Below are 20,421 nucleotides of genomic sequence, written 5' to 3'. Positions count from 1 at the left end.
GTCCGCTCGCGTCGGCAACGACTGCCTAACCGAGCTTTACGGATGAAAGTTTACGTGTGTAAGGTTACGGCGTGAACCTCACCGAGACCGGCCGTGCCCGCAACCCCCGCGGCGAAGGTGCACGCCTGCGCGACGAGATCGTCGGGGCCGCCGTGGACCTGCTCGACGAGACCGGCGACGAACGGGCGCTGACGCTGCGGTCCATCGCCCGGAGGGCGGGCATCGCGGCGCCGTCGATCTACCGGCACTTCCCGGACCAGCCGGCCATCATGCTGGCCGTGGTGCGTGACGCCTTCGCCGAGCTGCATCTGGCCCTGCGCGCCGCCGTGACCGGCGCCGGGGACGACCCGCGTGAGCGACTGCTGGCCCTCTGCCACGCGTACCTGCACTTCGCACAGTCCCGGCCGCAGCGGTACCGCACGATGTTCGGCGGCCTGTGGACCCCGACGCCGGGCGAGAGCTCGATCGTGGCCGAGGACCTGACCAGCCTGGGCAACGAGAGCCTGGCCCTGCTGGCCGAGGCTCTCGACGCCTGCGTCGCCACCGGGACCTCGCTCAGCACGGACCCGGCCGGAGACGCCGTGGCGGTCTGGCTCGGCCTGCACGGATTCGCCCACCAGCGCGCGGTCAGCCATCGTCTGCCCGGCCCCGCGGACCTCGGCGAGCGCATGATCACCGCGCTGGCCCGGCTGACCCAGCGATGATCACGACCTCCGACCTGCTCGTCGGCCGGACCGGCGAGATACGCCGGCTCGACGAGCTGACCGGCGCGGCGGCTGCGGGCCGGGGCGGCACGCTGGTCCTGCGAGGCGAGGCGGGCATCGGCAAGAGCGCCCTGCTGGCCCGGGCCGCCCAGGCCGCAACGGCGTTCCGGGTCGTCCGCGCGTCGGGCTCGGAGTTCGAACAGGAGCTGCCGTACGCCGGACTGCACCAGCTGTGTGTGCCGATGCTGGAGCACCTGGCCGAGCTGCCGCACCGGCACCGTGACGCTCTGCGGGCGGCGTTCGGGCTCGCCGTGGGGACGTCCGATCCGTACCAGGTCGGTATGGCCGCTCTGGGTCTGCTGACCGTCGCAGCCCGCGACCGGCCGCTGTTGTGCGTGGTCGACGACGCGCAGTGGCTGGACAGCGCGTCGTCGAGAGTGGTGCTGTTCCTGGCCCGCCGGCTCGCCGCCGACCCGATCGTGATGCTGTTCGGCGTTCGGCCCGGATCGGGCTCGGACGACCTGGGCGAGCTGCCCACCCTGCCCGTCGGCGCCCTCGACGACGAGGACGCCCGGATCCTGCTCAGGACACGCAGCCCGTTCCCACTGGACGATCAGGTGCGGGACCGGCTGGTCGCCGAGGCCCAGGGCAGTCCGCTGGCGCTGCTCGAGCTGCCCAGGGCCGGTGGTTTTGTGCTGCCCGGGGCGTCGTCGGTGCCGAGCCGGATCGAGCACGGATACCGGGCCCGGCTGACGGGGTTGTCCCCGCGGGCGCGGCTGCTGCTGACCGTCGCGAGCGCCGACCCCACCGGCGATCCGGGTCTGCTCTGGACGGCCGCGCGCCACCTCGGGCTCGACCTGACCGTGGCCGGGGCGGAGGCGGCCGGGACCGGGCTGGCCGACTTCGGCCCGCGGATCCGGTTCTGTCACCCGCTGGCCCGGTCGGCGGTCTACCGGGCCGCCTCCGACAGCGAGCGCCGCACGGCCCACGACGCGCTGGCCCGCGCGACGGACCCCGACGCGGCGCCGGACCGGCAGGCCTGGCACCGGGCGCAGGCGTGCGCCGGCCCCGACGACACCATCGCCGACGAACTCGAGCGGGGCGCGTCGCGGGCGCGGGCCCGGGGTGGTGTGGCGGCGGCAGCCGCGTTCCTCGAACGCTCGGTGGCGCTCTCCCTCGACCCGGAACGCCGGATCGACCGCACCCTGGCCGCCGCGCAGGCCACCTTCGAAGCGGGACGAGCGGACAACGCGGTCGAGCTGCTGGCGACCCTGGACCCGGCGACCCTCGACGACCACCGGCGCGCCCGGGCCGACCTGCTGCGGGGCCGGGCCGCTTTCACCCGGCACGATGTCGACGCCGGCCCGATGCTGATGGCACGGGCCGCGCAGCAGCTGTCGACAGTGGACCCGGCCCGGGCCCGCGAGTGTTTCGTGGAAGCCCTCGAGATGAGCCTGGTCGTCGGCCGGGGCCGCGGTGTCATCCGCAGGATCGTGGCCGCGGCCCGGTCCTCGGCACCGGCGTCGAGCTCCCCGGACCTGCTGGACGCGCTGATCGAGCTGGTCACCACCGGGTATCCGGCCGCGGCTCCCCTGCTGCGGCACGCCCTGCACGGTGACACCGAGCCGTTGTGGGTACGCCGGCCGGCCCTGGCCACGATGATCGCCGTCGAGCTGTGGGAGCCGGAGACGCACAACACCATCGCCGCCTGGCTGGTCAAGCAGGGCCGCGAGTCGGGCTCGCCCCAGCAGCTCCAGCTCGGCCTCGCGCAGAAGGCCACCGAGGGCATCATGACCGGTGACATCGCCCGGGCGATCGCCGCGACCGCCGGGGAAGCCGCGATCGCCGACGCCGCCGGACTGGCTCCGCTGGTCTACCACCGGTTGCACCTGGCCGCGCACCGCGGCCGGCGGGACGACTTCCTGGAGCTGACCGCTCCCCCGTCGGCGGGGCAGGTGACCAATCTGCACGCGACGGCGGCCATGCTGCACAACGGGCTGGCCGACTATCCGGCCGCGCTGCGGGCGGCCCGCCGGGCCATCGAGCACAACGACATCTTCCTCACGGGACAGGCACTGCCGGAGCTCATCGAGGCGGCGGTCCGCTGCGGCGACCACACCGCCGCGCGGCAGGCGCTGGCCTCGCTGACCGAACGCACCGAGGCCGCCGGGACCACCACGGGCCGGGGAATCGCCGCTTGCGCGCGAGGGCTCGTGACCGGCGTCGAGGACCACTTCCGGGAGTCCGTCGAACTCCTCGCCGAAGGCCGCCTGCTCCCCTACCTGGGTCGCGCCCACCTCCTGTACGGCGAATGGTTGCGCCGTGCGGGCCGCCGCCGCGACTGCCGCCCCCACCTGCACACCGCCCACGAGCTGCTGACCCGGGCCGGGAACGAGGGCTTCGCCCGGCGCGCCGCCGACGAGCTGCGCGCCACCGGCGAACGGGTCACCTCCCGCTCCGAGCAGCCGTACGAGCGGCTGACCATGCAGGAGGTCGCCGTGGCCCGCCTCGTCGCCGCGGGCGCCACCTCCCACGAGGTGGCGAGCCAGCTCTTCATCAGCAAACGCACGGTTGACGCCCACCTGCGCAGCATCTTCCGCAAGCTCGGTCTCACCTCACGGCGGCAGCTCCGGGACCACCCCGACCTGCGCGCCGCCCAGGGCTAGCCTGGGTGCAACACAACCTGGCTGGGCTCTCCGGGCGCACCTACCGTGGCCGCATGGAAGAACACACAGGGACCAGCCACCTCGGGATGTGGGTGACCTCGGACAACCACATCCGGCAGGAGTTGCGCGCCGACGGGCGTTACGACGAGGCCCGCGGCACCCGGGCCAGCGCCTACACCGGCCGTTACGAAGTCTCCGGCGAGCACATCGACTACTGGGACGACACCGGCTTCACCGCCGACGGCCGGTTCGACGGCGACGTGCTGCACCACGGCGGCTACCTCTTCTACCGCGAGGGCAGCCGGGCGCACCACGCCGCTCAGACCACCTGACGGGCCTCGGCGCTCAGAGCTCCTGACGGGCCTCGGCTCGCAGGGTTATTGCGACGCCGGCCAGCACCAGACCGGCCAGCACCCCGAACGCGGTCAGCGTCACCACGTCCGGGCGGATCAGCGGCTGCTCCCGCAGGGCCTGCCAGGTGGTCAGCACGGTGATCCCGGCGTAGCCGGCCCCCGCCAGCAGCAGGAGCCGCACCCTGGCCCGCTCGGACAGCCGCCCGGCGAACCGCGTCAGCCCCCACGCCAGCAGCGGCAGCACCTGCAACGCGTGCAGCCCGATGAAATGGCCCACCCGCAGGTCCCCGCCGACGGTGCTCCAGCCGACCACGGGCAGGCCCGGACCGCCGTCCGCCGCCCCGACCGTGTGCTGGTTCGCACTGCCCATCGGGGTGGCGACAAACAGGCCCACCAGGGAAACACCCACCCCCAGAGCCACTCCGGTACGCACGACCCGATCCGGGATCCGCGCCCGCAGCACCGCCACAGCGATCAGCAGGTGCGCGAAGAACAACACGATGATCGCCGCGAACATGATGTTCCACAGCGCCGTGTTCAACGGCGTGGACATGTTGTAGTGGCTGGTCGTCCCCCGGATCACCTGGACGACGACCACCGCCATCTCGATGAACAACGACAGCACGATGACCAAGGCCGACCGCTCGGCCAGGCGGCTGCGCCTGGGGAGCAACGACAGCATCCAGGCCAGCGCCACGGCGTACAGGAGGATCGAGACCGAGAACTTGAACGGCTTGAGCCAGATCGCGGACCCGGTCAGCACCCGGCCGTCGGCGAGGACACCGATGGTCGTGACGACCACCAGCACCGCCATCGCCGCGGCCAGGACCATCATCGGGCGGTTCCACGAACCGGTCCTGCTCGTTCTTGTCGTCTCCGGGGAAAGTGTTGCCATGGCGTCGATCCTGATCGGCGCCGGCGATCGGCGCGTCGGCAACAACTGCCTACTCCGGTCAGGCGTCCCGCAGTGATCGGAATGTCGTCCGGATCTGATCGGTGAGCAGGTCCGGCTGCTCGAGGGCGGCGAAGTGACCCCCGCGGTCGAGCTGGTCGTAGTGCAGCACGGTCCGGTAGCGGCGTTCGATCCAGCGCCGCGAGGCCTGCACGGCCTCGCCCGGGAAGATGCTGAAGCCGGCGGGCACCGGGTTCGGTTCCCCGGGGCCGCTCATGGTGGTGCTCTGCCTGTCCTCCCAGTACAGCCGGGCCGAGGACGCCGCAGCGTTGGGCAGCCAGTAGAGCATGATGTCGTCGAGGATCTCGTCGCGGTCGATGACCTTCTCGGGGTTGCCGTCGCTGTCGGTGACGTCCTGGAAGAGGGTGTAGATCCAGGCGGCGAGGCCGGCCGGCGAGTCCGCGAGTGAGTAACCGATCGTCTGTGGACGGGTCGCCTGTTCACGGGCGTATCCGTCCAGTTCGCTCTGGTAGCGCTGAGCGCGCGCCATCATCCGCTGCTCGTCCTCGGTCGCCTCGCTCATCTCCTGCCCGGTCGGGAACACCAGCGGCAGGTTGAAGTGCACACCCCGGCAGTGCTCGGGTGCCCGGCGGGCGATCTGCTCGACCACCGCCGCACCCCAGTCGCCGCCCTGGGCGAAGAAGGTGTCGTGGCCGAGACGCCGCATGAGGGTGACCCACGCGTCGGCCACCCGCGGGATGTTCCAGCCGGTGCCGGTGGGTTTGCCGGAGAAGCCGAAGCCGGGCATGGACGGGATCACGACGTGGAAGGCGTCCTCGGCCCGGCCGCCGTGGGCGACCGGGTCGGTCAGCGGGCCGATCAGGTGCCGGAACTCCAGGACGGAGCCGGGCCAGCCGTGGCACAGCAGCAGCGGAACCGCGCCGGGCTCGGCCGAGCGGACGTGCAGGAAGTGGATGTCGATGCCGTCGATGACGGTGCGCGACGAGCCGAGGTCGTTGATGGCCCGTTCGGTACGCCGCCAGTCGTAGCCGGTCGCCCAGTGGTCGCACAGCGCCCGGATGCGGTCGAGCTGTGGTCCCTGGCTGCCGTCCGCGACTGTTTCGCGGTCCGGCCAGCGGGTGGCGGCGAGACGGCGCCGCAGGTCGTGCAGGTCGTCGTCGGAGACCGCGATCGGCCAGCTGTTCATCAGATGCTCCCTGACCCAGAAGTGGAATAAGAATTCAACTTAGCCTACGATCACCACATGACCGCTCCCCTGCGGCGTGATGCCGAGCGCAACCGCCGGCTGCTGCTGCGTACGGCGTACGAGCTCATGGCCTCGAAAGGTCTTGACGTTCCCTACGAGGACATCGCCAAGGCCGCCGGCACCGGGATGGGCACGATGTACCGACGCTTCCCGCAGCGGCAGGACCTGCTCGACGCCCTGTTCAGCGAGCACATCGACACGGTGATCGGCTTCGCGGAGCAGGCCTCGCGCCACGACGACGCCTGGGCGGGGCTGACGTGGTTCCTCGAGCAGCAGCTCGAGATCGAGGCGCAGAGCCGCGGGCTCGGCGAGCTGCTGCGCAGCCGGAGCCAGGCCACGGCGCTGGTCCAGCGGGCACACGAGCGGATGACGCCGCTCGTGGCGGACCTCATCACCCGGGCCGTGGCCGCGGGTCAGCTTCCGACCGGCTCGACCCCGGCCGACTTCGCCGCCGCGCACCTGATGGTCGGCAGTGTCATGGACGCCTCCCGCACCTTCGCACCGCAGCTGTGGCGCCGGGCCCTGCGGGTGGCCCTGGCCGGGCTGCGCCACGCCGACCTGTCCGGCGACCCGCCGGACGAGACAGTCATCGACCACCTCTACAACGACCAGAAGAGATGAAGGTTCAGCCCACCATGACCCTGCCCGACGATCTGATCGCGGTCCTCAACACCAAGGCCATCTGCTTCGTGACCACCCTCATGCCCGACGGTTCGCCGCAGATCTCGCAGACCTGGGCCGGCACGGACGGCGAACACGTGCTCATCAACACGGTGGACACCCACCAGAAGACCCGCAACATCCGGCGTGACGCGCGCATCGCCATCGGCATCGCCGACCCGGCCGCGCCGCTGCGGTCCTGGGCGCTGCGCGGGATCGTCGTGAACGCCACCACCGAAGGCGCCCGGGAGAGCATCGACGAGCTGTCCCAGAAGTACATCGGCCGGCCCTACCCCGGCTTCGGCGGCGGCGATCAGCAGCGTGTCCTGCTCACCGTCAAGGTCGAGAAGCTGCACCAGCCCTGAGCCGGTAGTGTCGATCCATGTCCGCCCCCGGAGACGTGCGACCGGAGATCCTCGACCGGCTGCGCCCGATCTGCCGGCAACTGCCGGAGACCTACGAGGAACCGGCGTGGATCGGCGTCCGCTGGCGCATCCGCAAACGCACGATCGCCCACGTCTACACGGCCGACCCCGCGCGCACCCTGTCCTACCCCCGCCATCCGGTCATCGGCGAGGATCCCACCCTCCTGACCTTCCGCGTACCCCCTGACGACCTCGACGGTCTCGTCGGCACCGGCTTCCCGTTCTTCCGCGCGGGCTGGGGCCACAACGTCGCCGGCGCTGTCCTCGGCGATCACACCGACTGGACCGAGATCGCCGAGCTGCTCACCGACAGCTACTGCGAGATGGCCCCGAAGTTCCTCGCCGCCCGAATCTCAGCTCTCTAGCCGCGCCTTGATCGCGCCGGCGGCCATCCGCTCCGGCGGCTCACCGGGTGCTCCCGGCCGCTGGGCAGGCACTGGCCGATCGTCGACAGCACACACCCGGCGAAGATCGGCCCCCACACGGCGTGCGCGATCGTTCATGTCAGCTCTCCTTGATAAGCGAGTATGCCCGCGGTTAATGCGGTGGACGCGTCGTTCCGGGCCTTGTACCTTGCGACTGACCGCGACACCACCCGAGGAGGTGAGCCCCGTGAACGTTGTATCGATGTGGGTGCTCCCCCTGGCCGTCACGGTAGGGCGATCGACGTAGGGGTCGCCGGGAGCGCCTCGCCCATGAGGCACTCCCGAGAGGCAATCCCCTGTGAACCACGACGTGATCATTGCCGGATGCGGGCCGGCCGGCGCGATGCTGGCCGCCGAGCTGCGGCTGCACGAGGTGCGGGTGCTCGTCCTGGAGAAGGACACCGAACCCGTGTCGTTCGCCCGCATCGTCGGTCTGCACATCCGCAGTCTCGAGCTGCTGGCCATGCGCGGGCTGCTGGAACGCATCGCCGCCCACGGACGGCGACGTCCGGCCGGCGCCTACTTCGCCGCCATCGACAGACCCGCGCCCGCCGAGGTGGACTCCGCGCACGCCTATCTGCTGGGCATCCCGCAGCCGGTCCTCGTCCGCCTGCTCGAAGAACACACGATCGACCAAGGTACGCAGGTCCGGCGCGGGTGTGCGGTGACCGGCCTGGAGCAGGACGACAACGGTGTGACCGTCGAGCTGGCCGATGGCGAACGGCTGCGCGCGCGTCATCTCGTCGGCTGCGACGGCGGCCGGAGCACGGTCCGCAAACTGCTCGGCGTCGGCTTCCCCGGCGAGCCGTCACGCACCGAGACGCTGATGGGAGAGATGGCAGCTGATCTGCCGCAGCCGGAGCTCGCCGCTTCGGACCGGCGCCTCAGCCTCAGGCCCGCGGGCGCCGGGCTCTACCGCGTCGTCGTCCCGGCCGCGGGGGTCAGCGACCGTGCGGACCCGCCCACCCTCGAGGACTTCCGGCAGCAGTTGCGCGCCGTCGCCGGAACCGATTTCGGTGTGCACTCCCCCCGCTGGATGTCCCGCTTCGGCGATGCCACCCGGCTGGCCGACCGCTACCGGGTGGGGCGGGTGCTGCTGGCCGGCGATGCGGCTCACATCCATCCACCCCTGGGCGGGCAGGGGCTCAACCTCGGCGTTCAGGACGCGGTCAATCTCGGCTGGAAGCTGGCCGCGGAGATCCGCGGCTGGGCGCCGGAGACACTGCTCGACACCTACCAGAGTGAACGCCGTCCGGTGGCCGCGGACGTGCTGGACAACACCCGTGCCCAGACCGAGCTGTCGTCCGACGAGCCGGGTCCGCGGGCACTGCGCCGGCTGTTCCTCGAGCTGATGGAGTTCGACGAGGTCAACCGCCACCTGCTCGAGAAGATCACCGCGATCGGCGTCCGGTACGACTTCGGCCCGGGACCCGATCTGCTCGGCCGCCGCCTGCGCGACCTCGACCTCGGTCAGGGCCGCCTCTACGACCTGATGCACCGCGGCCGCGGCCTGCTGCTGGACCGCACCGGACGCCTGAACGCCGACGGCCACCGGGACCGGGTCGACCGTGTCGGGGATCCCACGGCGGACCTCGAGGTCCCGGCTGTCCTGCTGCGCCCCGACGGCCACGTCGCCTGGATCGGCGACGATCAGCGGGACCTGGACGACCACCTCACCCGCTGGTTCGGCGGGGCCACATCCATCGATAAACGGTGATATTGTCACCCGGCAATTCAGTGTTCACCGCACACAACGGGGGCTTCATCGTGTCCGAACCACATCGATCGAGCCGGATCTTGCGGGCCTTGGCGGTTGTCACCGTCCTGCTCGCCGGCCTGGTCTCCTTCACCACTTCTCCCGCCGCGGCTGCGCCCACCGGCCCGGCCGCCGCGGCGCCTTGCTACCCCGACGAGGACCCGTACGCCTGCCAGTACCTCGAGCTGTACTCCTCGCAGGAGTTCAGCGGCACGCTGGAGCAGATCCCGACGCAAGCGGACGGCACCTGTGCCGACCTGGCCAAGCCGGTGACACGGGCGAGTTCGCTGAGGAACCGGCAGGACCTGGCGGTGCTGTTCTACGACGCCACCGGGTGCACCGGCACGTCGTACAGGGTCGGCTCCTACTCGTACCTCCGGGATCTGACCCCGACCGGGTTCACCCGGGCAGTGTCGGTGAAGTTCGTGACGGACGTGTGCAGCAGTAAGCAGCGCTTTGTCGTCTGCCTGCACAAGGACATCGAGTCGGCGGGCGTCTTCCAGGCCTACCCCAAGCAGACGGTCAACGCGTGCGTGCAGCTCCCGGCGGCGCTCAAGGGGCAGGTCACCTCGATCATGAACAACCTGCAGGACGACGCCACCCGGCGGCAGGACGTGCTGCTCTTCGCCACCGACAACTGCACCGGCGCCGCGCACCGGCAGAACGCCTGGACGGGCCACCCGGACCTGGCCGACGTGGACTTCGACAACAAGGCGCGGTCGGTCAAGTTCGTGGTGGACCCGTGTGTCGGCCAGGTCATCTGTCTGTGGAACGACGTCCTCTACGACGGGCCGGCCCAGGTCATCGGTTTCCAGGCGACCAACACCTGCATCACGCTCAACACCGCGGTCCGCGGCCAGGTCAGCTCGCTGCGGCAAAATCTCTACTACCCCGACCAGGACGTCCTGCTCTACACGGGTGACGGCTGCACGGGCACGTCCAAGCGGATCGACGCGGGGACGGCCCACTCCCAGCTGAGCGACATCGCCTTCGACAACAAGGCCCGCTCGGTCAAGTTCCTCCAACAGGACGCCTGACCAGCAAGCGGTCCTCCGGCCGTCCGGCCGGAGGATCGCGTCTCTCGTTACGGTCAGACCGTAAAGGCAGCGGGCCGGGAGGTCGCGATCTACCGGCTGATGGGGTCACCCGGCTTCCCGCTCGACGAGGAGATGACCGCGGCGATCGGCCGGCGGTCGCACGAACGGCATCCGGCAGTGGCCGCCGGCAGCGCGCGGCAATCGCCGCCTCGCCGGAGGTGGATGACCGGGCGTGGACCGCTAGACTCTGGGGTCTGCGGTCCGGCACCGAAAGGTGGTGCCGGCGAGCCCAGCGTCAAAAAAGCGGCGCAGGTCCCGGCTTCCTACCCCGCGGAGGATGCCTGCAGTGACCTGCGCTTCGGCTCATTTCAGCGGATATGAGCAGTTGTGCCATTTTCAAGGGATTTATTCCGTGACCGATCAGCAGCCGTTGGATCCCACGCACGCTTTTGCCGAGCTCGGCCGGATCAAACTGCACGAGACGGACCTCGACGGTGTCCTGCTGCAGGTGGCCACCCTCGCCAAACGGACGATTCCCGGCATCGAAGATGCCTCGGTGAGTCTGATCCGGGCCAAGAACGCCCGCACCGCCGCGTTCACCGGCGAGCTCGCCCGCCAGATGGACGAGCGGCAGTACGAGGAAGGCGGCGGCCCCTGCATGGAGGCGGCCGCGACCCTCGCCGTCGTGTCGGTGCCCGATCTCGGTGACGAGCAGCGCTGGCCGCACTACACCCCGGCGGCCCTCAAAGCAGGCGTGCACAGCTCACTGTCGGTCGGCCTGCCGATGCACGAGGACGTCACCGGCGCGCTGAACATGTACTCCCGGAAGCCCGACGCGTTCGACGACGAAGCGGTCGTGCTCGCCCGGACGTTCTCCGGTTATGCCGCGGTCGCCGTGTCCAACGCCCACACGTACGACGCGACAACCACGCTGGCCCAGCACATGCAGGCCGCCATGGAACACCGTGCCGTGATCGAGCAGGCCAAGGGCATCATCATGGCCAGCCGGCACTGCACGGCCGACGAGGCGTTCAAGATCTTGAGCAAGCTGTCCCAGGACACCAACCGCAAACTTCGCGACGTCGCGGCGGCCCTGGTCGAACAGGCGCCGGCGTCCCCGAAGCGCTAGCGGGCGCCCCACCGGTCGCGGATGCCCACCGGCCGACTGCTTGACCGGAAGGCATCCGCCGGACCCGCACGGCAAGGCACGAGCAGGACCGTTCCCTACCTATCCGCACGATACGCAAGCGCGTCACGGCGTCGGCCGGTCAAGTTCGTCTCCGGCGAAAAACCTGCGTTTCGTGGATGACCTAAGCGTGGTTCTGTCATGACAGAAGAATCGATCCATCCCGGAACCCATTGGCAGCGCTTCGCCACCACGGACCCCGACGAGGGGTACGACCACATCCGAAAGGCCTACGTCGACTTCAGCGTCCGGTCGTCCAACGATCGCGGCGAGGGGTTCCGGCTCCGCACGGTTGCCACCGAACTCGGTGATGTCGGTCTGTCGCGGATGGTCTACTCGGCGCACACCTTCGTGGAAACGGTGCCGGAGGGTGACCTCAACGTCTCCCGGGCCATCAAGGGCCGGTACTCCTTGATCCACGGCAAGGAGGAACATCGGGTCCTTCCCGGTGAGGTGTTCCTCATCCTGCCGGACCATTCCCTGGGCACCGATTTCGAGGACGTCGACGTCTTCACGACGCGGCTACCCCGAGCCCTGCTCGAGGAGGCCGCTCACACGCCGGCCGGCTTCAACGGCGCCGACCTGCGCTTCGACAGCACACAGCCGATCTCGGCGCAGCTGGGCCGGCACTGGTCGGCAACGGTCTCCTACGTCACCCAGAGCATCCTCTCCGAGCCCAGTCTCCGGACGAATCCGCTGATCATCGCGGAGGCACGCCTGCTGCTGGCCCGGACGGCGCTCGCCGCCTTCCCGAACACCAGCCTCGACGCCCGTCCGACGAGTACCGGTGGCGATGTTCGTCCCCACGGGCTGCGCCGCGCTCTGGCGTACATCGACGACAACGCCGGCCGGCCGATCTCCGTGGCGCAGGTCGCCGCCGCGACAGGCCTGCATCCGCGCTCGCTCCAGCTCGCGTTCCGTCGCCACCTCGGCACCACACCGACGAACTACCTGCGCAGGGTCCGTCTCGAACACGCGCACCGCGACCTGCGGAACGCCGACCCGGCCACCGGCGTCACCGTCACGATGATCGCCAACCGGTGGGGCTTCCCCCACCTCGGACGGTTCAGCGCCGACTACCGCCGCGCCTACGGCTTCAGCCCGAGCCACACCCTGCGAACCTGACCCCACCGCCGGGCCGGCGGACAGGAAGTCCGGATTCCGGCCCTCGCGTGGCCGATACTCGCGCATCGTGACCCGATCCGCCCGCAGTACCCGAAGCCGCCGAGTGGTGGCGATGCTGACCGCGACGGTCCTCGCGGCGGTTGCCTGCGACAGCCCGCCACCCCACGAGGTGGTGCTGCCGAGCCGGGAAGCAGTGCAGCCGACGCCTCCGGCCGTCCTGCCGGAACAGGACGGTGCCCTGCGCGTCGACCAGGTCGGCTACGTGACCGGGGAGACCAAGATTGCGACGCTGCTGGCACCGCGGGACGCCACGGGTGCCCGCGTCACCGTTGTCGGCCCGCGCGGCGAGACGGTGCTGCCGCCGGTCGGGACCCGCCGCGGCACCTGGAACACCGGGTTCCCGTCGGTTCACCTGATCGATCTCACGGCACTCACCCGGCCCGGAACCTATCGCGTACGGGTCGAGGGGCCGGTCACCGCCGAGTCTCCGCCCTTCCGGATCGGATCGGCCGGTGACCTCTTCGGCCCGCTGGCGGGGAACTCGCTGGTGTACTTCCAGGCTCACCGCGACGGCGCCGACCAGGTCGCCGGCGCGTGGCGGCGGGCTCCGGCGCACCTGACGGACCGCGAGGCGACCGTCTACAGCGACCCCGGCTACGACGACGACGGCCGGATGGTCACGGCGATGGAACCGGTCGGCGGCCCCGTCGACGTCGAAGGCGGCTGGTACGACGCGGGCGACTACCTCAAGTTCTCCCACACCACCGCGTACGCGCTGATCGCGATGCTGCTGGTGCAGCGGGACGGACCGGCACCGGCCGGGCTGGCGGACGAGACCCGGCACGGCATCGCCTGGCTCGACAAGATGTGGGACGAGGACACCGGCACGCTCTACACGCAGGTCGGCATCGGCAGTGGCATCAACCCCGGCTTCCTCGGCGATCACGACACCTGGCGACTGCCGCAGGACGACGACCGGCTGACGGCCGAGCCCGGCGAGGCCCGCTACTACCAGCGGTACCGGCCGGTGTTCCGGGCCGCCGCCGCGGGCGCACCGCTGAGTCCCAACCTGGCCGGCCGGGTGTCCGCTGCCTTCGCCCTGGCCGCGCAGGTCGAGGCGTCCACCGACCCCGCCCGGGCCCGCCGCCACCTCGCCGCGGCGGCGCAGATCTTCGCGCTGGCCGACACCTCGGACACCGGTGATCTGGTCACTGCTCAACCCCGAAGCTTCTATCCGGAGGACAGCTGGGCCGACGATCTCGCCACCGGCGCCGCCGAGCTCGTCCTGGCCGGCCAGGCCCTGCGGGATCCGCGGACGTCCGAGTGGGCCCGGCAGGGCGAGCACTGGGCCGAGGTCAACACCGGCACGGGTCGCACCGACGCCCTCAACGTCTACGACCTCAGCGCCATCGCCGATGCCGAACTCGTCAAAGCGGGTGTCAGCCCCGGCGGCCTGCTTCGTGATCTTCGAAAGCGCCTCGACGCCGGTGTCCGGGCCGCCGGGACCAATCCGTTCCGGGCTGCCGCCGGCAACGGCGGATACGACTACGCCTCCCGCGAGCTCGGTTATGTCGTCACCGCCGCGCTGTACCGCGGGATCACCGGCGACGACCGCTACACGGACTTCGGCACCACCCAGCGTGGTGTCGTCCTGGGCGCCAACGGATGGGGAACGTCGCTGGTCGTGGCCGCCGGTACGACGTTCCCGCGCTGCCCCCACGATCAGATCGCGAGTCTGACCGCCGGACCTCCGGCGCCCGGCATGACCGGCGCCGTGGTCAACGGACCCAACAAGGCCGAACGTATCCACGAACTCATCGAGCAGCGCACCAGCGATGCGTGTTCCACGGACTCCTTCGCGGCCTACGACCGCGACGACGCCCAGTACACCGACGACGAGCAGGTCTCGGCCAACACCGAACCGTCCATCGACTTCACCGCAACAGGCATGCTCGCGTTCGCCCTCACCGCCCGTGATCTCTGAGCGCCGCCGTACCCTGGACGTATGTCAGGCCCACGGCCGCCGGTGTGCAACGCCGCTCGTCGTCGTGCCTGCAATTACGCGATCCTTCTGGTCCTGGTCCTGGTGGCCCTGCTCTTCTCCGCCGGCAGCGACCATCACCGCGCCGACAGGGCCACCGTCGTCCCCGTGGCGAGCAGCGAGGAGCCGGCCCTCGACGGGCCGGGCGAGCACCCTCATCACCACGGCAGCGAATGGACCCCCACGACGACCAGCAGGATCCGCGTCGTCGAGCCTGCCGCCACCACCGTGTACCCGGGACACGAGCCGACCGCGACGCCGGCCACGGGGGACGCGTCCCCGTTCCTCACCGTTCTGTCGCATGTCCGGGAGCTCGCTCAGCCGGGAGTCCTGCGGGTATAGCGCCGGCCGATTCTGCGCCGCCCACACCGTTGATCGCCGTCTTTTAACACGGCGGCGCGGTGACACCCCCCGTTCGAAGGACTGTCCGTGATGCCTGCCCGCCTGCCCTCGTTCAGAGCAGACCACCCGTGAACGCCACCGAACCCCTGCCACCGCGCCGCTCCACCCACACCTTCGGGCCGTGGGCGTACGACCGCTGGGGTGACACCGGCCGGCCCGTGGTCCTGTTGCACAGCCTGCTCTTCGACCGCCGGGTCTGGTGGCCGGTGGCCGCGGACCTGGCGGCGTACTGCGTGGTCATCGCGCCTGATCTGCCCGGGCACGGCAACTCTGCTGCCCGCGAGGGACTGGCGCCGGCACAGCTGGCCTGCGAGATCGCCGAGCTGGTGCACAGTCTCGATCTGCGCAGGGCGCCGGTGGTCGTGGGACACGGCACATCGGCACTGATCGCCACCGCGTTCGCCGCCTCCTACGCCATCCACACCCTGGTCACCGCCGACGAGATGGACCCCTGTCACGTCAACACCGCCGAACAGCTGCTGGCGGCCATCCGGCCTCAGGAGGTCCCGGCCGTCTATCGCCCGTACGCCATGGCCCCGCCCGACTGTGTCCTCTTCAGCGCCTACCGCACGGCCGGCCTGGGCGCCGAGCATCCGTCAGCGCCGGCCGACGTCCCGCACGTGCTGGTCAGCAGCGGCAGCCCTGGATGCGACACCGGCACCGGGGAACTGCGCTACACGGCAGCAGCGCGAATGCCGCAGCTCAGTGACCCGTACCGATTTGCTGCGGACCTGAGGGCCCTGTTGTAGCCGCCTGAGCCCAGGACCTGAACCGGCCGGCTGGTCCTGGGCTCACACGCCCGGCAGGCCGGTCAGGCCGGCGATCAGGCCGAGCAGGGCGCTGACGCCGAGCACCCGCAGCACCGGCCATTTCCACCGGAAGATCAGAGCTGCGGCGATGACCGCAATAACCACCGGTATGGGACGCACCGAAGCGAAGTCGGGCAGCTGCAGGTGCAGCGGCCCTCCGGTGACGGTACGGGTCCGCTCGAACAGGGCGTGCACGGCGAAGTAGAGGCCGAGCTGCGCGATGACACCGACCACGGCCGCCGTGATGCCGGTCAGGGCGGCGGAGAGGCTCTGATTGCCGCGCAGCCGCTCGACGTACGGTGCGCCGAGCAGGATGAACAGGAAGCACGGCACGAAGGTCACCCAGGTGGTCAGCAGCGAAGCGACCACACCGGCGGTCCAGGGGTTCAGCGGTCCGGGATCGTGATAGGCGCCGAGGAACGCCACGAACTGCACGACCATGATCAGAGGACCGGGCGTCGACTCGGCCAGAGCCAGGCCACGGACCATGTCACCGGCGCTGAGCCAGCCGTAGTGCTCGACGGCGCGCTGAGCCACGAAGGCCAGGACTGCGTACGCGCCGCCGAACGTCACCACGGCCGTACCGGAGAAAAAGAGCCCCTGCTGGGTGTAGACGCTGTTCCCGCCGGTCAGCGCCGCGACGGCGGCGATCGGCAGGAACCACACGACCAGCCCGGCACCGAGAATGGTCGACGCGCGCCGTTTCGACGGCCGGTCCTGGTGCAGCGCATCATCGGAGATCAGCGGCGGTGGCCCGTCGTCAGGGGCGGCCGGGCCGTCACCCGTCCTGGCCGCCCGCCGCCGCAGGGCCCAGCCGATCCCTCCGGCCACGAGGATCACCACCGGGAAGGGCACGGCGAACGCGGCCAGCGCCACGAACGCGGCCACCGCCGGGCCGAGCAGCACCCGGTCGGTCAGCGCACGGTTGCCCACGCGCCACACGGCCTGGGCGACGATCGCGACGACCGCCGGAGCCAGACCGGCGAAGATGCCGGTGACCACGGTGGTGTCCCCGAAGGCGACGTAGACGATCGACAACCCGAGCAGGGCCACGACACCCGGAATCACGAACAGGGTCCCGGCGATCAGACCACCACGCAGACCGTTGAGCAGCCAGCCGATGTAGATCGCCAACTGCTGGGCCTCCGGGCCGGGCAGCAGCATGCAGTAGTTCAGGGCGTGCAGGAAACGCTTCTGGCCGATCCAGCGGCGATCGTCGACGAGATGACGCTGCATGACCGCGATCTGGCCCGCCGGCCCCCCGAACGTCTGCAGCGAGATCAGGAACCACACCTTGACGGCCCGCCGCAGCGGCACGACGTCATCGTGCAGGGTGCCGGTCATTCGCCCTCCCGAGCAGCGCGCTGCGTTACCCCACCCCGGGCCGGCTACCCCACGACGACACCGTCGCGTTCGCCGGCCGGGACCATGGTTACATGACACGATTCCGGCCGGAGAAATACGCCGACGGGTGTAGGTGTGTCATCGCGGGGAGTCGGTGACAGACACTGCGTAAGGACGACGTCCGGCACCGCTGCCTCGTCCTAGCTTCGCCACATGAACCTTTCCCGCGTGCTCACCGGCCTTCTGGCCGCTCCCGCCGCGATCGCGGCTCTGGACCTGGCGAACCCGCAGTGGTCCTGGGTCGAGGTGCCGGCCAGCAACTTCGTCGGCGGCCGGTCCGGCTGGCTCCTCAGCCTGGCCGCGATCGGCGCCGGGCTGGCGTCGGCGGCCATGATCGGTCCGATCGGCGCCCGGTCCGGAGGTCGCCGCGCCGTCCGGTGGCTCCTCGGCGTGTGGGCCACCGGCATGATCATCGCCGGGATGGTGCCCGCCGATCCCCCGGAACGCTGGGACGACCGGAGCGCGGCCGACACGGTGCACGGGATCGCCGCGCTGACCGCGTTCCTGGTGCTCCCGATCGCCGCGACCCTGCTCACCCGGGCCTGGTGGCGCGACCCGCCCTGGCGCCGATGGCGTGCCCTGCTCGCGGTGACAGCCGCCGCGACGGTGGCCGGCTACGCCGCGTTCCTGGTCGCCCTGGTGGACGTCATGGGCGGCCCGGAACTCGGGATCGGACCGTACGCCACCCTGGTCGGACTGCTCGAGCGGACCATGCTCTGGTCGTACGTCGGCTGGCTGGCCTGCGCGGCTGTCGCAGCAAGCCGGATCGCCCCCGCGACCAGGGCGGGGTGATGCCGCCGGGGATCAGGTGGAGATGTGCAGGGCCGCGGCGAGGGGTGCCGGGAGCGGGTACGGGCGCTCGTCCGGGAGCATCCGCTCGGCCCGGAAGAAGTCACCCTTGCGGACCAGTTCACCCATGCGGCGCGCCTGGTGGGTGACGTCGGTGATGCCGACCGTCCAGTCCTGGACGTAGCGGTCGATCGTCTCCACGCCGAGGCCGACCCGCAGGGCCCGGTGCGGCAGCGGCTTGAGCTCGATCGAGCGCTCGTGCTCCCACTGCACGCGGACCGGGCTGCGGCTCAGGGTGGCGGCCCACTGCTCACGGTCGGGGAAGAACGTGTGGTCGTACTGGGCGAGGCAGGAGTGGGCCAGCGCCCATTCGAAGCCTTCCCGGGTCATCTCGACCGCGAGCACGCGCTCCTGGGTGTCCGGCGCGGCCCACTGCGAACGGAACATCATCCACAGGAACGACGGTTTGAGCCACGTCATCCGGTCGCGTTTGAAGGGCGGCACAAAAGCGCCGGCCTTGGCCGCGGCCAGCGCGACCGCCGGCGGGTAGGCCTGGTACACGGTGATCGTCTCAGGCGTGTAGACGGCACGCACCTGGCGTACCGGAACCTGCTGCAGCACAGTTCTGATGATCGTGCGCCGGGGACGCCCGCGTGGCCGTTTTCGCCCGAACACCACTCGACCGGTGTCAGGCGCCCTCGTACATCTTGTCGATCTCGGCCGCGAAGTTCGCCTCGGTGGTGCGCCGCTTGATCTTCAGCGACGGTGTGAGCTCACCGCCCTCGATGCTCAGGTCGCGGGGCAGGACGGCGAACTTCTTGATCGTCTCCCAGCGGTTGAGCTTCGTGTTGAGCTGCTCGACATAACCGCCGACCAGGGTGCGGGCCTGCTCCGAGGCGGCGATCTCGGCGTACGGCCGGCCCTCCAGCGGCCCACCGGCGGTCCAGGTGGCAACGGCGTCGGGGTCGAGCGAGACGAGCATCGTGCAGTAGTTACGGTTCTGACCGACAACAACCGCCTGCGACGCGTACGGGCACAGGGCCTTGAACGTCCCCTCCAGGTACGACGGAGCTACGTACTTGCCGCTGGACGTCTTGACCAGGTCCTTCTTCCGATCGGTGATCCTCAGGTAGCCGTCCGCGGACAGTTCGCCGATGTCACCCGTACGGAAGAAGCCGTCCTCGGTGAAAGCAGCCGCCGTCTCCTCGGGAAGGTTGTGGTAGCCGCGCATCACCGGTGCGCCACGCAGCAGGATCTCACCGTCGGCGTCGATGCGGCACTCCACGTCACCCAGCGCCGTGCCGCAGGTGCCGATGCGGACCGCGCCGGGGCGGTTGACGAAGACGCCCGCGCTCGTCTCGGTGAGCCCGTAGCCCTCGCTGATCGGCAGACCGGCCGCGGCGAAGAACTCACCGAGCGGCACGGAGACGGCTGCCGCACCGGCGACCAGCACGCGGATGCGCCCGCCGAGCCGCGCGTGCAGTTTGGCGAACACCAGTCTGTGGGCGATCGCGGAACGCAGCGATCCGCGTCTGCCGCCGGTGCGCACCGCCCAGGCGAAGATCGCGGCCCGGGCGCCGCCGGCCTGCTGCGCGGTGAGGACGACCTTGTTGTAGACCTTCTCGAACACCCGCGGTGGCGCGCACATGATCGTCGGCCGGACCACGGCGAGGTTGTCGATCAGCCGGTCGACCCGGCCGTCCACATAGGTCGGCAGTCCGACGTGCATGACGCCGCACAGCAGCGACTTGCCGAACGAGTGCGACAGCGGCAGCCACAGATATTGCAGGTCGTCGGGCTTCATCAGGTCCAGCTCACTCTGCGCCACCGCCTCCCAGCACCAGCCGCGATGCAGCAGCTCCACACCCTTGGGGCGGCCGGTGGTGCCGGACGTGTAGATCAGCGTGGCGAGATCGCCGGGTCCGATGCCGGCGACGACGTTCTTGATCAGGTCCGGCTCGCCGGCCAGGGCCGCGACGCCGCGCGCCTCGAGCTCGGCCAGGGTCAGCTGCGGCGGTGTGGCCCCGGGGTCGGCGGTGCCGTCCATCAGCACGACGTGGGTGAGCCCGGGCAGGGTGGCGCCGGCGAGCTTCGCCGCCTGCGCCGGGTCCTCGGCGATGAGCACCCTCGAACCGGAGTCGCCGAGGATGTAGGCGGTGTCCTCCGGCCCGGTCGTCGGGTAGACCGTGGTGGTCGCGGCGCCGGCGCACATCACCCCGAGATCGGCGAGAACCCAGTCGAGGCGGGTGCCGGCCAGGATGGCCACCCGGTCCTCGGCCTCGACGCCCAGGCCGCGCAAACCGGCCGCGATCGCGGTGGCCCGCTCGCCGACCTGCGCCCAGGTCGACCAGACCGGCCGCGAGTCGTCGGCAGCCGGGCGGGCGAACGCCTGCCGGTCCGGCGTAACCGCGACCCGCCGCAGGAACATGTCAGGAATCGAGCGGTACGGAATCTCCAGTGCCATCTGGACCCGCCTCCGT

Annotated in this window: 19 protein-coding genes; 14 read left to right on the top strand and 5 right to left on the bottom strand. The window is 70.7% G+C overall.

Annotated features, from left to right (window positions below):
• The first annotated feature begins 71 nt into the window (after positions 1 to 71).
• From AFR_RS14795 to AFR_RS14785, 3 genes are read left to right on the top strand one after another with little or no spacing between them, the layout of a single operon-like run.
• A complete protein-coding gene (locus AFR_RS14795) occupies positions 72 to 704 on the top strand; it encodes a TetR/AcrR family transcriptional regulator (protein ID WP_023361282.1) in 633 nt (210 codons plus the stop codon).
• On the top strand, positions 701 to 3,370 hold the full coding sequence (locus tag AFR_RS14790) for an AAA family ATPase (protein ID WP_023361281.1): 2,670 nt from the start codon (positions 701 to 703) through the stop codon (positions 3,368 to 3,370). Before AFR_RS14795 ends, AFR_RS14790 begins: the two co-directional genes overlap by 4 nt.
• Before the next feature lie 53 nt (positions 3,371 to 3,423).
• Positions 3,424 to 3,702, top strand: a complete 279-nt coding sequence (locus AFR_RS14785; RefSeq protein WP_052359715.1) for an Atu4866 domain-containing protein — start codon at positions 3,424 to 3,426, stop codon at positions 3,700 to 3,702.
• Between the two features lie 13 nt (positions 3,703 to 3,715).
• On the opposite strand, the gene AFR_RS14780 is transcribed toward AFR_RS14785, so the two are convergent.
• Together AFR_RS14780 and AFR_RS14775 are read right to left on the bottom strand one after the other, a co-directional pair.
• On the bottom strand, positions 3,716 to 4,618 hold the full coding sequence (locus AFR_RS14780) for a hypothetical protein (RefSeq protein WP_238547282.1): 903 nt from the start codon (positions 4,616 to 4,618) through the stop codon (positions 3,716 to 3,718).
• Positions 4,619 to 4,676: 58 nt separating this feature from the next.
• Positions 4,677 to 5,822 (bottom strand): epoxide hydrolase family protein, encoded by a 1,146-nt coding sequence (locus AFR_RS14775; RefSeq protein WP_023361278.1) that lies wholly within the window; start codon positions 5,820 to 5,822, stop codon positions 4,677 to 4,679.
• Between the two features lie 57 nt (positions 5,823 to 5,879).
• Between AFR_RS14775 and AFR_RS14770 the strand changes: the two genes are divergently transcribed.
• The 10 genes from AFR_RS14770 (at position 5,880) to AFR_RS43625 (ending at position 15,688) form a co-directional block, all read left to right on the top strand.
• Complete coding sequence (locus AFR_RS14770) at positions 5,880 to 6,503, top strand: TetR/AcrR family transcriptional regulator (RefSeq protein WP_023361277.1); 624 nt, start codon at positions 5,880 to 5,882, stop codon at positions 6,501 to 6,503.
• 14 nt (positions 6,504 to 6,517) lie between these two features.
• Complete coding sequence (locus tag AFR_RS14765) at positions 6,518 to 6,907, top strand: TIGR03618 family F420-dependent PPOX class oxidoreductase (protein WP_023361276.1); 390 nt, start codon at positions 6,518 to 6,520, stop codon at positions 6,905 to 6,907.
• A 17-nt stretch (positions 6,908 to 6,924) separates the two neighbouring features.
• A complete protein-coding gene (locus AFR_RS14760) occupies positions 6,925 to 7,332 on the top strand; it encodes an MmcQ/YjbR family DNA-binding protein (RefSeq protein WP_023361275.1) in 408 nt (135 codons plus the stop codon).
• A 403-nt stretch (positions 7,333 to 7,735) separates the two neighbouring features.
• On the top strand, positions 7,736 to 9,109 hold the full coding sequence (locus AFR_RS14755) for an FAD-dependent monooxygenase (RefSeq protein WP_084298377.1): 1,374 nt from the start codon (positions 7,736 to 7,738) through the stop codon (positions 9,107 to 9,109).
• Between the two features lie 89 nt (positions 9,110 to 9,198).
• Positions 9,199 to 10,185: a hypothetical protein gene (locus AFR_RS14750; protein WP_148307965.1), complete on the top strand. Its 987-nt coding sequence runs from the start codon at positions 9,199 to 9,201 to the stop codon at positions 10,183 to 10,185.
• A gap of 412 nt (positions 10,186 to 10,597) precedes the next feature.
• Entirely contained in the window at positions 10,598 to 11,314 is a 717-nt protein-coding gene (locus AFR_RS14745) for a GAF and ANTAR domain-containing protein (RefSeq protein WP_023361272.1), read from the top strand.
• 198 nt (positions 11,315 to 11,512) lie between these two features.
• The gene (locus AFR_RS47820; protein ID WP_023361271.1) at positions 11,513 to 12,496 is read left to right on the top strand and encodes a helix-turn-helix transcriptional regulator; all 984 of its coding nucleotides are present in this window, start codon (positions 11,513 to 11,515) and stop codon (positions 12,494 to 12,496) included.
• Positions 12,497 to 12,608: 112 nt separating this feature from the next.
• Positions 12,609 to 14,480 carry a glycoside hydrolase family 9 protein gene (locus AFR_RS14735; protein ID WP_148307964.1) on the top strand — a complete coding sequence of 624 codons (1,872 nt, stop codon included), beginning with the start codon at positions 12,609 to 12,611 and terminating at the stop codon, positions 14,478 to 14,480.
• Positions 14,481 to 14,501: 21 nt separating this feature from the next.
• Entirely contained in the window at positions 14,502 to 14,879 is a 378-nt protein-coding gene (locus tag AFR_RS14730) for a hypothetical protein (RefSeq protein ID WP_148307963.1), read from the top strand.
• A 128-nt stretch (positions 14,880 to 15,007) separates the two neighbouring features.
• Positions 15,008 to 15,688 carry an alpha/beta fold hydrolase gene (locus AFR_RS43625; RefSeq protein WP_023361268.1) on the top strand — a complete coding sequence of 227 codons (681 nt, stop codon included), beginning with the start codon at positions 15,008 to 15,010 and terminating at the stop codon, positions 15,686 to 15,688.
• Between the two features lie 42 nt (positions 15,689 to 15,730).
• Here AFR_RS43625 and chrA read toward each other — a convergent pair whose 3' ends face one another.
• Positions 15,731 to 17,092, bottom strand: a complete 1,362-nt coding sequence (gene chrA, locus AFR_RS14720) for a chromate efflux transporter (protein ID WP_023361267.1) — start codon at positions 17,090 to 17,092, stop codon at positions 15,731 to 15,733.
• A gap of 213 nt (positions 17,093 to 17,305) precedes the next feature.
• Between chrA and AFR_RS43620 the strand changes: the two genes are divergently transcribed.
• Positions 17,306 to 17,944 (top strand): DUF998 domain-containing protein, encoded by a 639-nt coding sequence (locus tag AFR_RS43620; protein ID WP_052359391.1) that lies wholly within the window; start codon positions 17,306 to 17,308, stop codon positions 17,942 to 17,944.
• Positions 17,945 to 17,956: 12 nt separating this feature from the next.
• Here the strand turns inward: AFR_RS43620 and AFR_RS14710 are convergent, their stop codons facing one another.
• Positions 17,957 to 18,562 (bottom strand): DUF4291 domain-containing protein, encoded by a 606-nt coding sequence (locus tag AFR_RS14710; protein WP_023361265.1) that lies wholly within the window; start codon positions 18,560 to 18,562, stop codon positions 17,957 to 17,959.
• A 67-nt stretch (positions 18,563 to 18,629) separates the two neighbouring features.
• Positions 18,630 to 20,405, bottom strand: a complete 1,776-nt coding sequence (locus AFR_RS14705) for an AMP-dependent synthetase/ligase (RefSeq protein WP_023361264.1) — start codon at positions 20,403 to 20,405, stop codon at positions 18,630 to 18,632.
• Positions 20,406 to 20,421: the final 16 nt, after the last annotated feature.

The organism is Amorphoplanes friuliensis DSM 7358 (genome assembly GCF_000494755.1).
In the GTDB taxonomy this organism is placed as follows: Bacteria; Actinomycetota; Actinomycetes; order Mycobacteriales; family Micromonosporaceae; genus Actinoplanes; species Actinoplanes friuliensis.
Note: the sequence above shows the minus strand (reverse complement) of the source record. Positions and strands in the feature narration are given on the sequence as shown.